Source organism: Nocardia sp. JCM 34519.1, from assembly GCF_020361265.1.
Taxonomy (GTDB): domain Bacteria; phylum Actinomycetota; class Actinomycetes; order Mycobacteriales; family Mycobacteriaceae; genus Nocardia; species Nocardia arthritidis_A.
The window spans coordinates 1-15,206 of sequence record NZ_JAIRBR010000013.1; the positions used below are offsets into that span (position 1 = coordinate 1).

Here is a 15,206-nt window from a genome sequence, read left to right on the forward strand (position 1 = left end):
TGAATTCGGCGCTCGGGATGACGCTGGGCAAGGCCGCGGCGCAGGTCGGTCACGCGAGTATGCTGCTGGCGGGCGCACTCGAACTGGATCCGGTCTGCCGCTGGGCCGAGCTCGAATTCCATTGCGCGGTACGGGAAGCCGATGCCGCGCGCTGGCGGGAGCTGACCGGGCTGGTGCGCGATGGTGCGGCGGTCGCGGTCCGGGACGCGGGTTTCACCGAGGTGGCGCCCGGTTCGATGACGGTCATCGCGGTACCGGCCGCGGACTGGTGAGGTGTAATGGGGGATGGAACGGGTCGCTGGTCGAGAACCACGTGTCCGCCGGGTTCGATACGGGTATGACAGTGGCAGGCGGGTTCGATCGTCCACCGGCGGCCGCAGGGGAGTCGGTGAGTGACCTGCTCGATCGAAGGGACGGACAATCGTGACAACGTTGCTGGTGGTCCTCGCCGTTTGGGCGCTGCTGTCGGTTCCGATCGCACTCGTCGTCGCGCGCCTGTTCCGGACCAAGGAGCCGGATGGTTCCGAATTACCGTATGACAATCAGTTGCGGGACCGTCACCGCTCGGTGCGCTGACGGTCCCGCGTCGGATCATTCGTAGTCGTACTCGACATAGGTGTCCGGTTGGGCGGCGGCGGGGTCGTCGTCCGCGTCGTCCGAGTAACCGGGTTCGTCGTTCTCGGCCGGTTCTTCGTCGTCGGGTCCTGGACGGTACTGCATTGCCGTCTCCCTTCTCGAGGTGTGCGCTGGCAAGCGGTTATTCGGAGACTGCATGACCGAGGATCGGCGACACGGCGGCAGCGCGCCGCCCGTGTTGCGAATGTGTTTGTGCGGTGGGCGAAGATGGAGCGCGTGTCGCAACCCGATCCCGATCTGCTCATCGATTTCACCGACGTAACCGTCCGACGCTCGGGGCACACCCTGGTCGGTCCGGTCACCTGGCAAGTCGAACTGGACGAACGCTGGGTGGTGCTCGGCCCCAACGGCGCGGGCAAGACCTCGCTGCTGCGGATGGCCGCCGCCGAACTGCATCCGACCTCGGGCGCCGCCCATCTGCTCGGGGAACGCATCGGCAAGGTCGACATCAGCGAGCTACGCCCGCGCATCGGATTGTCCTCGGCCGCGGTGGCCAGCCGGGTGCCGGTGGACGAGAAGGTGGCCGATCTGGTGGTGTCGGCGGGTTACGCGGTGCTCGGGCGGTGGCGGGAGCGCTACGACGAGATGGATACCGAACGTGCCATCGACATGCTGGAAAGCCTAGGCGCCGAACATCTGCACGACCGCACCTACGGCACCCTGTCCGAGGGTGAGCGCAAGCGGGTGCTCATCGCCCGCGCGTTGATGACCGATCCGGAACTGCTACTGCTCGACGAGCCTGCGGCCGGACTGGATCTCGGCGGTCGCGAGGAACTGGTCGAGCGGCTCGGCGATCTGGCCGCCGATCCGGATTCGCCGGCGATCGTGCTGGTGACCCATCACGTCGAGGAGATTCCGCCGGGATTCACCCACGGCCTGCTGCTCAACGAGGGTGAGGTGGTGGCGCAGGGGCTGCTCTCCGATGTGCTCACCTCGGAGAACCTGAGCGATGCCTTCCGGCAATCGATCGCGTTGGACAGGGTGGACGGCCGGTACTTCGCGCGGCGGGCGGCGCGGGCCGGGCGGCACCGTTCCTGATCTTCGCCGGCGGAATGGCCGGTTACTTGACGGCGTATAGCCGTCGCTCGTTATGGTGCTGAGGTGAGTGAGACGACAGCGGCGCCCAAGGATGCGTCAACGGTGATGCTGGTGCGCGACGGCGCGCACGGCCCCGAGGTCTTCCTGCAGCGCCGGGTCGGCGCCATGGCCTTCGCCGCGGGTATGACGGTATTTCCGGGCGGGGGCGTCGATCCCACCGACGGCACCGCCGATATCGCCTGGGCCGGACCCGAACCCGCTTGGTGGGCACGGCATTTCGGGACATCGGAACCGCGCGCCAAGGCGCTGGTGTGCGCGGCGGTGCGCGAGACGTTCGAGGAATGCGGGGTGCTGCTGGCCGGGCCCGCCGCCAATACCGTCGTCTCCGAAACCGCCGGATTCCGCGACGCCAGAGGACGTTTGGAACGCCGGGAACTCTCGCTGGCCGGATTCCTCGCCGAACAGCGGCTGGTGTTGCGCGCGGATCTGCTTCGGCCGTGGGCGAATTGGATCACCCCGGTGGTGGAACCGCGCCGCTACGACACCCGGTTCTTCGTCGCGGTGCTGCCGGACGGACAGCAGGCGGACGGCGCGACCACCGAGGCCGCCGATGTCCATTGGCGCACCCCGGCCGAGGCGCTGGCGCAGTGGCGGGCCGGTAACGACATCCTGCTGCCGCCCACCTGGTCGGCGCTGGTCGCGTTGAGCGAATTCGCTTGCACCGCGGACATTCTCGCGGCGGAACGGGAGATCGCCCCGATCATGCCGGAACTCGTCGGCGCCAATGGGCAGCAGCGGCTGCGCTTTCCGAATGACGAGCGGTACTTCGCGGACCTGCCGGACGTGAAGCGGCTCAAGGGGTCCGCGCGCTGACACAGAGCGGCATACCGGGCGGCCGGGACCGGGCGGTAGCGTTGCGTCCCATGGCCGAATTCGTGACCGTTGAGCTGCCGGAGGGCGAGGCGCGCGGCGTCGCCGTGCTCCGGATCGCCCGCCCGCCGATGAACCTGCTCACCACGCAGGTGGTGCGCGAGGTGGCGGCCGCCGCGGCCGCGCTCGCGACGGATCCGCGGGTGGCCGCGGTGGTCGTATACGGCGACGAGCGCGTCTTCTCGGCCGGTGACGATTTCGCGGAGCTGGCCGAACTCGATGCGGACCGGGCCCGCGCCATGGCCGCCGATCTGCAGCGCGCACTGGGTTGTCTGGCCGGGCTGCCGCAGCCGACGGTGGCGGCGATCAGCGGCTACTGCCTCGGCGGCGGGCTCGAACTCGCGCTCGGCGCGGACCGCCGCATCATCGGCGACAACGTCAAACTCGGCCTGCCGCAGATCAAGGCGGGCCTCATCCCGCTGGCGGGCATCCGGCGGCTGACCCTGCTGATCGGGCCGTCGGCGGCCAAGGATCTGGTGTACACGGGGCGGTTCGTCGAACCCGAGGAGGCGGCGGCGCTCGGGCTGGTCGACGAGGTGGTGCCGCCGGACGACGTCTACACCGCCGCCCTGGCCTGGGCGCGCCAATTCATCGATGGGCCGTCGCGCGCGCTGGCCGCCGCCAAGGCGGTATTCGAGGCGGGCCCGCACGGTCTGGATCGCGCGCGCACCGAATGGGCCGAGCTGTTCGACACCGAGGACCGGACGGTCGGCACGCGCGCGTATGTGGCCGATGGGCCCAACTCGGCGGCGTTCGTCGGGCGATGAACTTGTTTCGGTAGGCTTCGCTCCCATGACGGTTCACCCCGACGACCCCGCGCCGAACCCGCACGCCACCGAGGCCGAGGTCGAAGCTGCGCTCAAGGATACGAAGCTGGCCCAGGTGCTCTATCACGACTGGGAGGCCGAGACCTACGACGACAAGTGGTCGATCTCCTACGACGAGCGGTGCATCGAGTACGCGCGCGGCCGCTTCGACGCCGCGGTGGGCCCGGCCCCGCTGCCGTACGAGCGCGCGCTCGAACTGGGTTGTGGCACCGGCTTCTTCCTGTTGAACCTGATGCAGGCCGGGGTGGCGCGGCGCGGTTCGGTCACCGATCTGTCGCCGGGCATGGTGAAGGTGGCGCTGCGCAACGCGGAGCACCTGGGCCTGGACGTGGACGGCCGGGTCGCCGACGCGGAGACCATCCCGTACGAGGACGACACCTTCGATCTGGTGGTCGGGCACGCGGTGCTGCACCACATCCCGGATGTCGAACTGGCGCTGAAGGAATGCCTACGGGTGCTCAAGCCCGGCGGGCGTTTCGTCTTCGCGGGTGAGCCGACCACCGTCGGCAATTTCTACGCCCGCTGGCTCGGCCGGATCACCTGGAAGGCCACCACCCAGGTGACCAAGCTGCCGTTCCTGTCCGGCTGGCGACGGCCGCAAGAGGAACTCGACGAGTCCTCGCGCGCCGCGGCGCTGGAGGCGGTCGTCGACCTGCACACCTTCGACCCGCGCGACCTGGAGGCGATGGCTCGTTCGGCGGGCGCCGTCGAGGTGAAGGCGACCACCGAGGAGTTCGCGGCGGCGCTGTGGGGCTGGCCGGTGCGCACCTTCGAAGCCGCGGTGCCCGCGGAGAAGCTCACCTGGCAGTACCGGATGGCGATGTACCGGGCCTGGCTGGGCCTGAGCTGGGTGGACGAGAACGTGATGCGCCGCATCGTGCCGCGTCAGTTCTTCTACAACGCGATGATCACCGGCGTGAAGCCGGGCTCGGCCGACAAGTAGGTGGGGTACGGCTTCAGCCGCGCCGATGTCACCTACCTCGCCGGTGCGGCGGGCGCGCTGGCCGAGGTGGACGAGCTGGAGCTGACTCCCGCGACGCATCTGCGCGATCTGGAACGGGTGCGCCGCGCGCACGGTGCGCATGCCCCGGCGCTGGTGGAGACCGTGCGCCTGCGCCGCCGCGCCGCCGCCAAACTGGCTGGCGCCCGCGGCTGGCTGTTCACCGACGATGCGCTGCAGCAGGCGACGCCGACACCGGTGGCCCGGCACCGGGCCGCCCGCCTGGCCAGTCGTGCGGTACACGACGTCACCTGCTCGATCGGTGCCGAACTCGCCGAGCTGCAGCGGGTATGCCCCGCAGTGCTCGGCAGCGATCTGGATCCGGTGCGGCTGGCGATGGCGGCGCACAATCTGGGTGCGGCCCGGAATGTGTTGCTGGCCAAGGCCGATGCGCTGATTCCGGTGAGTCGCGGCACCGTGGTCATCGCGGATCCGGCGCGCCGCGCCGACGGCAGGCGCACCTACGATCCGGCCAAACTGCAGCCGCCGCTGCCGGATCTGCTCGCCGCCTATCCGGGGCGCGATCTGGCCGTGAAATGCGCTCCCGGTTTGGATTTCGGCGCGCTCGACTGGGCGGGGGAGGTCGAGGTGGTATCGCTCGACGGCGCCGTCCGGGAGGCGTGCCTGTGGTCGCCCGGATTCGCCGAATCATCGATTACCCGGCGTGCCACCGTATTACGGTCCGGCGGCGGCACCGAGACGTGCACCGACGCCGATCCGGACGATATTCCCGAACGGGCGCCCGGTGAATGGATCATCGACCCGGACGGCGCCGTCGTGCGGGCCGGGCTCGTCCGCCACTACGCCGCGAAATACGGCCTGTGGCAACTCGATCCGCGCATCGCATACCTGACCGGTGACAGCGTGCCCGCGGGTATGCGCGGCTTCCGCGTCATCGACCGCCTCGACGTGCGCGAGAAAACCCTGCGCGCGGAACTGCGCCGCCGCGACTGCGGCCAACTCGAAATCCTGGCCCGCGGCGTCGATATCGATCCCGACCAGCTGCGTCGCCGACTGAAACCCGAAGGCGCGCAGCCCTATACGCTGATCATCACCCGAATCGGCCGCGCCCCCACTGCATTTCTGTGCACGGCGGTGGCGGCTAGCTCTCCAGCTTCTTGACGATCTTCTGGACGGTGAGCCAGGTGCGGGTGGTGATCTCCTTGCCGTACTGCTTCTCCAGCCAGGCCATGAAATCGGGTGTGCGCGGTGTGCTGTTGTCGATCACCGCCATGATGGCGCGGGCCTTCGGGTCGACGGCGACGACACGGGCCGCGGGATCGTCGAAATCCGGTATTTCGGTGGGGATTTCGGCGGACTTGAAGAAGGTCGCGATTAGGTAGGTGCCGCGCTGGTGGGTCAGGCCCGGAAACGGATCGGTGGCGAGCAGCGCCCGCAGCTCCTCGTATTCGCGGATGATCGTGCCGCCCGCGATGCCGAGTTCCTTATTGAGCGCCTGTTGGATTCGCGCCTCCAGTTCGGGCACCCTCGTATCCTTCGTGCGGAAAACGATGTTCCCGCTCGCCAACAGCGAGGCGACGTTCTCGAATCCGAGACCCTCGAATACGCCCCGCAGTTTGGCATTGGCCATATTCGGGTTGGACGGCATGATCCCGCGCAGCAGGGCGGCGTATCGGTTCATCTAAGCGGTCTTCGTCGTGCCGTTTTTCTTGCGTTCGATATCGGCAAGCGCCGCAAGGTATTTCGCCCGCTCCTCGGCGCCCGCCTCCCAGGCCGCCTTGCGATTCTTCACCACCTTGGCCGGTGCGCCGACCGCGATGCTGAAGTCCGGGATCTCGCCCTTCACCACCGCGTGCGCGCCGAGCACGCAGCCGCGGCCGACCCTGGTATCGCGCAGCACCGTCACCTTCGCGGCGATCCAGGTGTCGGGGCCGATCCGGACCGGGCTCTTCACGATGCCCTGATCCTTGATCGGCATGGTGATGTCGTCCATCTTGTGGTCGAAATCGCAGATGTAGCACCAGTCCGCGACCAGCGTGGATTCGCCGATCTCGATATCGAGGTAGGTGTTGACGACATTGTCCTTGCCGAACACCACCTTGTCGCCGATGCGCAGCGAACCCTCGTGGCAGCGGATGGCGTTGCCGTCGCCGATGTGCACCCAGCGGCCGATCTCCATCCGGCCCAGTTCGGGAGTCGCGTGGATCTCCACCCGGCGGCCGAGGAAAACCATGCCGCGCAAGACGATGTGCGGGTTGGCCGCCTTGAATTTGAACAGCCGGTAGTAGCGCACCAGATACCAGGGCGTGTACGCGCGGTTGGCGAGCACCCAGCGCAGCGACGCCAAGGTCAGAAATCGCGCCTGCTGCGGATCCCGGCGGCGCGAGCCCCGCCACCGCGCGCGCAACGGTGCGCCCCACATGCTCGTCACGAACGGTTCTCCTGTCGTGGTCTTCCGTCGCGCCCATCTCCGCCGCGACCTCAATAGAGCGTAATAGGCGCGGTCGGCGTGGCCGTCCCTCGGGCGCGTCCTGCCCGCGTCGGGCCGAACTACTGCGCGGTGCTCGCCTGGCTGAGAGCTGACGGTACAACCTGCGCGGCGCGACACCTGGGACTCGCACGCCCGCACCGCGCCCGCTCCCGTACAGTGACTCGCGGCGAACCCGCCAACGCGGATACCCGGATCGGGAGCCGACCTCCGTTGGTTCGCCGCGCTTTGGTCTCGGCGAACCATGACAGAGTGCGCGACGCGGCCGATTGCCGGCCCCGCGGCGTCGCACATGGCCAACGACGACAGGGAGAGCAGACGGGTGGGAAGCGGCGTACTGGCTGGTCCCGTGTGGCGACCGTCCCGGATGCGGGTGGCACTTTCACTGGCCGCCGCCGGGGTGTTCGCGCTATCCGGTTGCGGCAGCACCACCATCGACGACATCACCGCGGGTTCCGGAAAGGGTTGGCCCGCCGCCCATCACGACGGTCGCAACAGCGGGACGAGTCCGGCCACCGGATCACGCAAGGTGGCGCTCAGCTGGACCCGGCCGGTCGGCGGCCCCATCGCCCAGCCGGTGAGCATCGGCCCGGACGGGCAGATGTTCGTCACCACCGATACGTCGAACTGCATGCTTTTCTCCTTCCAAATGCTCACCGGCCGTAAGCGGTTCTGCAGTCTGCTCGGTCCCGGCGCGATCTGGGCGCCGACCCTGACCGACGCCGTCGACAACGTGTACGTCGGCGATGACGGCGCGATGAACTCCTTCAACTACCTCGGACAGCCGCGGTGGCGCACACCCGTTGCGGGCGTACCGATTTCGGCGCAGTTCACCCCCGACAGCAATGTCGTCTCGATCACCCAGACCGGTCAGATCGACGTACTGAGCAGGCAGACCGGCGACCGGGTCACGCCGACGCTGCAGCTGCTCGGCGATCCGGATCCGCTGGCCTACCCGGACCTGACCCGCCCGGCCGCGAGCCAGGGACTCGACGACTGCCGCACCGGCGGGCCGCAGTGCCCCGTCGCCAACACCTCCGCGATCGATCCGAAGACGGGCCGGTTCTACGTGACGTTGTGGCGTCCCGGCAAACCCACCGCCGAGCTGGTGGCGCTGCGCTACGGCAACGGCAGGGTGGAGCAGCAGTGGACCGCCGACATGCTGACCAACGGCAGCGCGACCGCACCGGCGCTGTCCGCCGACGGCGCGACGATCTACGTCGGCGACAACAGCAACCGGCTCATCGCCGTCGACGCCGCCAACGGGCAGACCCGCTGGACGCAGCAGCTGGAATTCACTCCGCGCGGCGGGATTTCGGTCTCCGACAACGGGCTGATCATCCCGTCCGGCGACGACGGCTACCTGTTCGCCCTGCGCGATAAGGGCGACCATGCCGAAACCGTCTGGGAGCGTAAGGATCTCGCCCTGCGCGGCACCCCGGTGCAGACGGCGGGCAATACCGGGTACACGGTGGCCGCCATCGGCGACGGACTGAATCTGACCACCTTCGACACCAAATCCGGAACCACCATCGACTCCGAGGTGCTGCCCGGCGCACAGGGCAGCACCACCGGCACGTCGATCGGCGCGGAGGGCGAGATCGTCATCGCCACCCGGATCGGTGAGGTGTTCGTCTTCAAACCGCAGCACTGAGTTTTCGACCAGCAGCACTGACTTCTCGAGCCACGGCGGTGAGTTTTCGAGCTGCGGCGATGAATTTTCGAGCTGCCGCAGTGAGTTTCGACCCGCGGCAGTGGGTTTTGAGTTGCGGCAGTGGGTTGTGAGTCGCGGCAGTGGGTTTTGAGTTGCGGCACTGGGTTGCGAGTCGCGGCAGTGGGTTGCGAGCCGCAGCCTGGGTTGCGAGCCGCGGCACTGTGTTGCGAGCCGCAGCCCTGAGTTTCGAGCCGCAGCCCTGAGGTTTCGAGTTGCGGCATCGCCTTTCGAGTCGGGGCATCGGGCTTCTCAACCGCAGCGTGGGCTTTCGAAGCACGACATCGGGTGCGCCGGTCAGTCCGGGCGCGGTGCGCGCAGGATCGCGCCCGCGGGATTCGCGCCCGCGATGAGGGCGCGGCGCAAGCGAGCGGTCAGCAGATCCGGTTTGTCCAGGTCGAGCCAGGTCCAGCGGACGATATGCCAGCCGAGGTCGCGCAGCTGCGCCTCGCGCCGTTTCTCGCGCTGGATCACCGCGTCCGGGTCGGCGTCCGGTGTCATCGTGCAGCCGTATTCGAAGCCGCCGTCGAATTCGCCGATCACCCCGAAATCGGGGAAGCAGAAGTCGACTCGTCCGACGCTGCGGCCGGTTTCGTCGAGGACGATGGTCTGCAGTTCCGGTTCCGGCAGCCGAGCCTCCACCATGATCATCCGGCTGCGTGACTCGCCGACACTTTCGCTGCGCCCGTCGATCAGGTCGAGCAAGCGCACCGCGGTGTGGTAGCCCTGTCTGCCCACCGCGTAGCCGAGTGCGGCGCGCAGCTCCCGGCGGGTCACCGAAAAACGTTGCGCCGCAGCGTCTCCCGCAGCGACGACGGCATGCGGCGGACCGCAGCGGGCCAGATCGACGACGATGCGTTGGGTCGAAAGCGTTCGCATACCATCGATTTCGTCCGTTTCGTCATCGCGGTACGGCGCGCAGTGCACCCGCACGTACCGCCCGCGCTGCCCTTCCCTGATATGCCGCCGCGTCACATGCACCCGGTCCAACGGGTACCCCCACACCGGCAATCCGCGCAGTACGGCCGCCGACTGATGACTCACCGCCCCCTCCGCCGACATCCGCCGTATCGCTGCCTCGACCAGAATCCGGTGCCGCGCAACGGGATCCACCACCACCCGACTCTCCGGCGGCACCCAACACCCGCTCCGCACCCGCACCCACCCCGCCCGCGGCAGCACCTGCGGCACCACCCCGGTGTTCGAAATATCCCGCCCGTCGATCGGTCCCATCCCCATGCCCACATCATGCCCGCCCCCAAACCCCAACCCCCTCCGAAAACCCCCACCCTGTGGATAACTCCACGCATGTGGACAGCCAGCTTTCCGGCGGCATATCACCTACTCCGGAAGCAACCGAAATCCCGCAATATGCCGAGGTCGGACAACCCGAAAGCGCCGGTGATCGACGGTCGCGATATCCGACAACTCGAGGCGCTCGGCGATCGTGATGACGCTGGCGTCGACGATCCCCAGCGGAAGGTCGAGATACGTCGCTACCAGTTCCTTGACCCGGGGAATATCGTCATTTTCCAGGTTGATGATGTGAAATCCGTTGCCACCGAATGATTCGAGAAAGGTGACCTCAGCCTTCGGTCCGACTCTGCTCTCCAAGAGATAGCCAATTTCACCCAGCACCGGCGCAGGCACCAGCAGTGGGCCCTTGGCTTGCCGGAGCAGCCGTACACACGCAACGTGATGCCGGTCCTTGGCATTGCCCGCAGCAAGCAGCACGCCGGTATCGCAGAGGAGCATGATCAGTGCCCCAATTCGGCCCGCAGTATCTCCTCGTGACGTTCGGATAGGTCGGGCTCTGCCTCGAAGGACCCAAAGAACGGCAGATCGCGAGTGCTCTGCTCGCCGTCATCGGCAAGCTGACAACGGATCAATTCCAGCGCTGGTCGCAGCTTGGGCTCAGGCAACTGATCCACCAGCTGGTGCAGTTCCTTCCGAATCGCGCTCATAGCCCAATAGTAAGCAGCAGGGGTGGTTACTTGGGGTCTCGTTCGGGGAGGGGGCGTTCGATGATGGTGGGGCGGGGGAGGGGGTTGCGGACGCGGCGTTTGGCGGCCGTGTAGACCTGGGTGGTTTCGGCGGCGACGACGTCCCAGGCGAAGTCGGCGGTGAGGCGTTCGCGGGCGGCGTAGGCGCGGTCCTGAGTGGCGGCCGGGTCGTCGAGGGTGGCGCGGACCGCGTCGACCAGACCGTCTACATCGGCCGGGGCGAAGGAGGCGCCGGTGACGCCGTCGATGACCGCCTCGCCGAGACCGCCTGCCGTGGAGGTGACGAGCGGGGTGCCCGCGGCGGCCGCCTCCAGTGCGACGATGCCGAAAGGTTCGTAGCGGCTGGGCAATACGATGGCGTCGGCGCCGTGCAGCCAGCCGAGCAGTTCCGCGTGGCCGAGCTGTCCGACGAAGTTCACGGCCCTGGCCACCCGGTGCACCCGGGCCCGTTCGCGCAGCCATTCGAACTGGGTGCCGACACCGGCGACGGTGAGCGTGGTGCCGGGGTGGGCGCGGCGGATGCGCGGCAGCGCGGCGATCGCGTCCTGCACACCCTTCTCGTATTCGAGCCTGCCGACGTAGAGCAGCCGCGGCGGCCCGGTGCGCGGCGCGCGCGGCCGGAAGGTCCACGCGCCGACGTCGATTCCATTGCGGATCACCGTCATCGGGACGCGTTCGGCCCCGTACAGCCGCTCCACCTCGTCCTGCATGGAGCTCGAGCAGGTGATGAGCGCGTCGGATTCGTTCGCCAGCCACCACTCGACCGAATGCACCTGCCGGTTGACCTTGCCTGCCACCCAACCGCTGTGTCGGCCCGCCTCGGTGGCGTGGATGGTCGACACCAGCGGCACGTCGTAGTACTCGGCCAGCGCGATCGCCGGATGTGCGACCAGCCAGTCGTGCGCGTGCACCACGTCGGGGGTCCAGCCGTCGCCGATGCCGGGTTTGCCGAGTCCGACGCCCGCGCGCACCATGGCATGCCCCATGGCGAGGGTCCAGGCGAGCATGTCCTCGCCGAAGTCGAAGCACGGCGGATCCTCGGCGACCGCGACCACCAGCACACCCTCGGCGATGAAGGAGTGGGTGGGATGGGTCGCGGCGTCGGTGCCGGTGGGGCGGCGCGAGAGCACGACCACCTCGTTACCCGCCGCGGCCAGCTCGACCGCGAGGTGATGCACGTGCCGGCCCAGCCCACCGACGACGACCGGCGGGTACTCCCAGGACACCATCAAGATTTTCATGCATATCCTTCTGCGGCACCGGCCTGATCCGCGGCGGCCGTTGCCGGGTGTTCGGTGGCCGTGGCGCCGAGGCGGCGCGCGTCCAAACCGGGAAAGAGTCCGTCGGCCGCGTTCCATCCTGCCGTCAACTGCCGTGCTTTCGCGAGTTGGCCCGCGCCGACGGCGGCGGCGAGCTCGCGGACGGCGTGCGCGTGCCGGTGCGCGCGATCGCGGGCGTATCCGGCGGCGGAATCCTTGCTGACCATGAACGCCCAGTCGCTGGAGACGGTCAGGATGGCCTCGCGCAGCAACTGATCGGCGACCGGATCGCGCAGCGCCGGGCCGGAGTTCTCGGCGGCGCGCATCTTGTCGACGGTGTCCAGGGTGAGCCGGACGATATCGGCATTGAGCTCGACCAGATCGCGCACCTGATCCCCGGCCCAGACCCGCCAGTCCTTGCCGGACCCCCACGAGGAATCGGCCAATTCGACCGGGGCGCCGACGAATCCGCGCGCTCTGGCGTCGGCCAGCGTGCCGACGGTGACCCCGGCCTCCGGCAGCGCCCGCAATACCCGCGCGAGCCACTGCGGCCCCTCGTGCCACCAGTGCCCGAAGAGTTCGGTATCGAAGGCGGCGACCACCAGGGCGGGTCTGCCGATGCGCGCCGACTCGCTGATCAACCGTTCGCGGACGGTTTGCACGAAGTCGTCCACATCGCGCAGCACCGCGGCGGCCGCGAGCTCGGGATCGTATGGCGCCTTATCCGGTCCGGCGACGGTTTTCCCGGTGACGCGGGACGGCTTGAGACCCGTCGCGTGATCGTAGTGATGGAAATCACGGTAGGCCCCGTGCCCGGGGTAGCCGGACTTCGGCGACCAGACCCGGTAGCTCACCTGAAGATCGCGGCCGAAGGCCACCACGTCGGAGTCGCGAACCGGCCGTCCGGCGGTGGTGTCACCGCGCAGCGCGGGCCCGTCGACCATGAAATGGGTCACACCCGCTGCGGCGTAACCGAACTCCATTCCGGGGGTGAAGCCGCATTCCGGCGCCCAGATGCCGGTGGGCGTGTGACCCCAGCGGGCGCGGGCGTCGGCGAGGCCCTCGCGCAATTCGAACTCACGCAGCCGGGGATCGAGCAGTGGCTGGAACGGATGTGCCAGTGGGCCGCCGAGCAATTCGATCGCCTCGGCGTCGATGAGCTCCCGCCAGACCGGTGTGGCGCCGTGCCGCCAGCGTAGCTCGAAATCAGCCAAAGCCTTTGCCGCCAAACGATGTTCGTGTCTACCGAGCGCGATGTTGCCGCTCATCGCCGCCTCGTCGGCGCGCAGCTGCCAATTGCCGAGCCAATGGTGCATGCCGGCGAGGCAGTGTGGATCGTCCAGCTGTGCCGCGAGCACCGGTGTGATCCCGAGGCTCAGTAGGTGTGAACGTCCTTCGGCGGCAAGGGTTCTCAGCACCTCGACGACGGGAAGGTAAGAGGCGGCCCATGATTGGTACAGCCACTCCTCGCCGACCGGCCACCGGCCGTGGTGCGCGAGCCACGGCAGATGGGAGTGCAGTACGAGGGTGAACTGTCCTGGAACGTTGTCGGTCAAGGCTTCACCGCTATGGCAACCAGATCGAGGCTGGCGTCGATGTGTTCGGGGACGAGTTCGAAATCGTCGATGGTGACGGCGGCGACATCGGCGGTCAGCTCGGCGGGCCATGGTTCGCCGGCCAGCGCGCGCTGGATCTGCGCGTCGATGAACGAGCCACCGTGCTTGGCGTCCAACGCTTTCAGCTTCGGTCCGTGGTGCACGCCGGTCATCAGCCGGACCGTGAATCCGGCCGTGACGAGCAGTTCGGTGAGTTCGGCGGCGTTCAGTTCCCGGGTGTGGAAGGGGTTGAGCGGGGTATCCCGGCCCGGGGAGAACGTGATCCGGTTGGGCGTGCTGATCAGGAGTTCGCCGCCCGGCCGCAGCACCCGCAGGCATTCCAGGAGGAACTGGCCCTGATCCCAAAGATGTTCGATCACTTGGAAATTCACCACGACATCGACGGAGGCGTCGTCGAGCGGCAGTTCGGCGAGGTTACCGTGGCGCATTTCCACGCGCGGATATCTGGCGCGCACGTGCGCGACCGCGCTCTCGTCGTAGTCGAGGCCGATGACCTTGGCGGCGACGTCCGCGATCATGTCCGCACCGTAGCCCTCGCCGGATCCCGCCTCCAGCACCACCTTTCCGGCGCAGCGCTCGAGCAGCCGGGCATAGGCGATCTCATGCCTGCGGAACCAGTAATTTTCCTCGGCTATGCCCGGGACGGTGCGCTCGCCGGTCAGCGGCAGCGGTGCGGTGGCACCGGACTCGGCCGCCGCGGCAGGGATCACAGCCTCACTCATCCGTCAGACGTTACTGGCCGATCCGGCGAACCCGATCGTCCGGTTGCCTGTTCCGAGAGTGCGGCCAGTAAGTTACCCATGGGTAACTTAACGTAGGGTAGTGTCACGCAGCGAGCTACTCACATGGACGTACGGCCCTGCTCGTGCGACCGCCACCAAACGCTGTGCCACCTAGAACAGGAGGTCGACGAAGACCAATGCCGAACATCGTCGTACTCATCAAGCAGGTTCCCGACACCTGGTCCGAGCGCAAGCTGACCGACGGCGACTTCACCCTCGACCGCGAAGCCGCCGACGCCGTGCTCGACGAGATCAACGAGCGCGCCGTCGAAGAGGCGCTGCTGATCAAGGAGGCGCAGGGCGGTGAGGTCACCGTGCTGGCCGCCGGTCCGGACCGCGCCACCGAGGCCATCCGCAAGGCGCTGTCCATGGGCGCCGACAAGGCCATCCACATCAACGATCCGGCCATCCACGGCTCCGACGCCGTGCAGACCGCGTGGGTGCTGGCGGGCGCGCTGGGTCAGGTCGAGGGCGTCGAGCTGGTCATCGCCGGTAACGAGGCCACCGACGGCCGCGCGGGCGCCGTTCCCGCGATCATCGCCGAATACCTGGGCATCCCGCAGCTGACCCACCTGCGCAAGCTGACCGTGGACGGCAACAAGATCACCGGCGAGCGCGAGACCGACGAGGGCGTCTTCAAGCTGGAGGCCACGCTGCCCGCCATCGTCTCGGTGACCGAGAAGATCAACGAGCCGCGCTTCCCGTCCTTCAAGGGCATCATGGCCGCGAAGAAGAAGGAAGTGCAGACCTTCACGCTGGCCGACCTGGGCATCGACCCGTCGACCGTCGGCGTCGCGAACGCGGGCAGCATCGTCACGGCCGCCACCCCGAAGCCGCCGCGCAGCGCCGGTGAGAAGGTCGCGGACGAGGGCGACGGCGGCAACAAGATCGCCCAGTACCTGATCGCCCAGAAGATCATCTGATCCGGCCCGGTCGAGACTTCTTAGGAGAGAAC

18 protein-coding genes are annotated in these 15,206 nt (G+C 68.1%); 9 read left to right on the forward strand and 9 right to left on the reverse strand.

From position 1 onward, the window contains the following. Together LGY53_RS27615 and LGY53_RS27620 are read left to right on the forward strand one after the other, a co-directional pair. Positions 1 to 272: peptidyl-tRNA hydrolase (locus LGY53_RS27615; protein ID WP_305082756.1), on the forward strand; the 272-nt coding region annotated here is incomplete at its 5' end. Positions 273 to 423: 151 nt separating this feature from the next. Further along, on the forward strand, positions 424 to 576 hold the full coding sequence (locus tag LGY53_RS27620; RefSeq protein WP_225729640.1) for a hypothetical protein: 153 nt from the start codon (positions 424 to 426) through the stop codon (positions 574 to 576). A 15-nt stretch (positions 577 to 591) separates the two neighbouring features. Here the strand turns inward: LGY53_RS27620 and LGY53_RS43720 are convergent, their stop codons facing one another. After that, positions 592 to 720, reverse strand: a complete 129-nt coding sequence (locus tag LGY53_RS43720) for a hypothetical protein (protein WP_255664841.1) — start codon at positions 718 to 720, stop codon at positions 592 to 594. 123 nt (positions 721 to 843) lie between these two features. Between LGY53_RS43720 and LGY53_RS27625 the strand changes: the two genes are divergently transcribed. From LGY53_RS27625 to LGY53_RS27645, 5 genes are all read left to right on the forward strand, one after another. After that, on the forward strand, positions 844 to 1,674 hold the full coding sequence (locus LGY53_RS27625) for an ABC transporter ATP-binding protein (RefSeq protein WP_225729641.1): 831 nt from the start codon (positions 844 to 846) through the stop codon (positions 1,672 to 1,674). Between the two features lie 105 nt (positions 1,675 to 1,779). Next, positions 1,780 to 2,547: an NUDIX hydrolase gene (locus LGY53_RS27630; protein WP_225729828.1), complete on the forward strand. Its 768-nt coding sequence runs from the start codon at positions 1,780 to 1,782 to the stop codon at positions 2,545 to 2,547. Positions 2,548 to 2,597: 50 nt separating this feature from the next. Further along, positions 2,598 to 3,371 (forward strand): enoyl-CoA hydratase-related protein, encoded by a 774-nt coding sequence (locus LGY53_RS27635; RefSeq protein ID WP_225729642.1) that lies wholly within the window; start codon positions 2,598 to 2,600, stop codon positions 3,369 to 3,371. Between the two features lie 25 nt (positions 3,372 to 3,396). Further along, on the forward strand, positions 3,397 to 4,374 hold the full coding sequence (locus tag LGY53_RS27640; RefSeq protein WP_167477145.1) for a class I SAM-dependent methyltransferase: 978 nt from the start codon (positions 3,397 to 3,399) through the stop codon (positions 4,372 to 4,374). Beyond that, entirely contained in the window at positions 4,375 to 5,553 is a 1,179-nt protein-coding gene (locus LGY53_RS27645; protein WP_225729643.1) for a class I SAM-dependent methyltransferase, read from the forward strand. Here the strand turns inward: LGY53_RS27645 and LGY53_RS27650 are convergent. Beyond that, positions 5,534 to 6,073, reverse strand: coding sequence for a DUF1697 domain-containing protein (locus tag LGY53_RS27650; RefSeq protein ID WP_225729644.1), 540 nt, complete (start codon positions 6,071 to 6,073; stop codon positions 5,534 to 5,536). The two genes, LGY53_RS27645 and LGY53_RS27650, sit on opposite strands and share 20 nt — an antisense overlap. After that, positions 6,074 to 6,823: an acyltransferase gene (locus LGY53_RS27655; protein WP_167477142.1), complete on the reverse strand. Its 750-nt coding sequence runs from the start codon at positions 6,821 to 6,823 to the stop codon at positions 6,074 to 6,076. A gap of 424 nt (positions 6,824 to 7,247) precedes the next feature. Here LGY53_RS27655 and LGY53_RS27660 point away from each other — a divergent pair, with 424 nt between their 5' ends. Beyond that, positions 7,248 to 8,534: a PQQ-binding-like beta-propeller repeat protein gene (locus LGY53_RS27660; protein WP_225729829.1), complete on the forward strand. Its 1,287-nt coding sequence runs from the start codon at positions 7,248 to 7,250 to the stop codon at positions 8,532 to 8,534. 354 nt (positions 8,535 to 8,888) lie between these two features. Here the strand turns inward: LGY53_RS27660 and LGY53_RS27665 are convergent, their stop codons facing one another. The 6 genes from LGY53_RS27665 to LGY53_RS27690 all read right to left on the reverse strand — a co-directional run bounded on the left by LGY53_RS27665 (position 8,889) and on the right by LGY53_RS27690 (position 14,191). Beyond that, the gene (locus LGY53_RS27665; protein ID WP_225729645.1) at positions 8,889 to 9,830 is read right to left on the reverse strand and encodes an endonuclease domain-containing protein; all 942 of its coding nucleotides are present in this window, start codon (positions 9,828 to 9,830) and stop codon (positions 8,889 to 8,891) included. A gap of 102 nt (positions 9,831 to 9,932) precedes the next feature. After that, a complete protein-coding gene (locus tag LGY53_RS27670; RefSeq protein ID WP_225729646.1) occupies positions 9,933 to 10,346 on the reverse strand; it encodes a type II toxin-antitoxin system VapC family toxin in 414 nt (137 codons plus the stop codon). Between the two features lie 2 nt (positions 10,347 to 10,348). After that, positions 10,349 to 10,555 (reverse strand): hypothetical protein, encoded by a 207-nt coding sequence (locus LGY53_RS27675; RefSeq protein WP_225729647.1) that lies wholly within the window; start codon positions 10,553 to 10,555, stop codon positions 10,349 to 10,351. Positions 10,556 to 10,581: 26 nt separating this feature from the next. After that, positions 10,582 to 11,835, reverse strand: coding sequence for a glycosyltransferase family 4 protein (locus tag LGY53_RS27680; protein WP_225729648.1), 1,254 nt, complete (start codon positions 11,833 to 11,835; stop codon positions 10,582 to 10,584). After that, positions 11,832 to 13,409, reverse strand: coding sequence for a glycoside hydrolase family 57 protein (locus LGY53_RS27685; protein WP_225729649.1), 1,578 nt, complete (start codon positions 13,407 to 13,409; stop codon positions 11,832 to 11,834). The genes LGY53_RS27680 and LGY53_RS27685 overlap by 4 nt, the downstream gene beginning before the upstream one ends. Next, on the reverse strand, positions 13,406 to 14,191 hold the full coding sequence (locus tag LGY53_RS27690; protein WP_225729650.1) for a bifunctional 2-polyprenyl-6-hydroxyphenol methylase/3-demethylubiquinol 3-O-methyltransferase UbiG: 786 nt from the start codon (positions 14,189 to 14,191) through the stop codon (positions 13,406 to 13,408). Before LGY53_RS27690 ends, LGY53_RS27685 begins: the two co-directional genes overlap by 4 nt. A 197-nt stretch (positions 14,192 to 14,388) precedes the next feature. Between LGY53_RS27690 and LGY53_RS27695 the strand changes: the two genes are divergently transcribed. Continuing rightward, entirely contained in the window at positions 14,389 to 15,174 is a 786-nt protein-coding gene (locus tag LGY53_RS27695; RefSeq protein ID WP_225729651.1) for an electron transfer flavoprotein subunit beta/FixA family protein, read from the forward strand. The last annotated feature ends 32 nt before the right edge of the window (positions 15,175 to 15,206 follow it).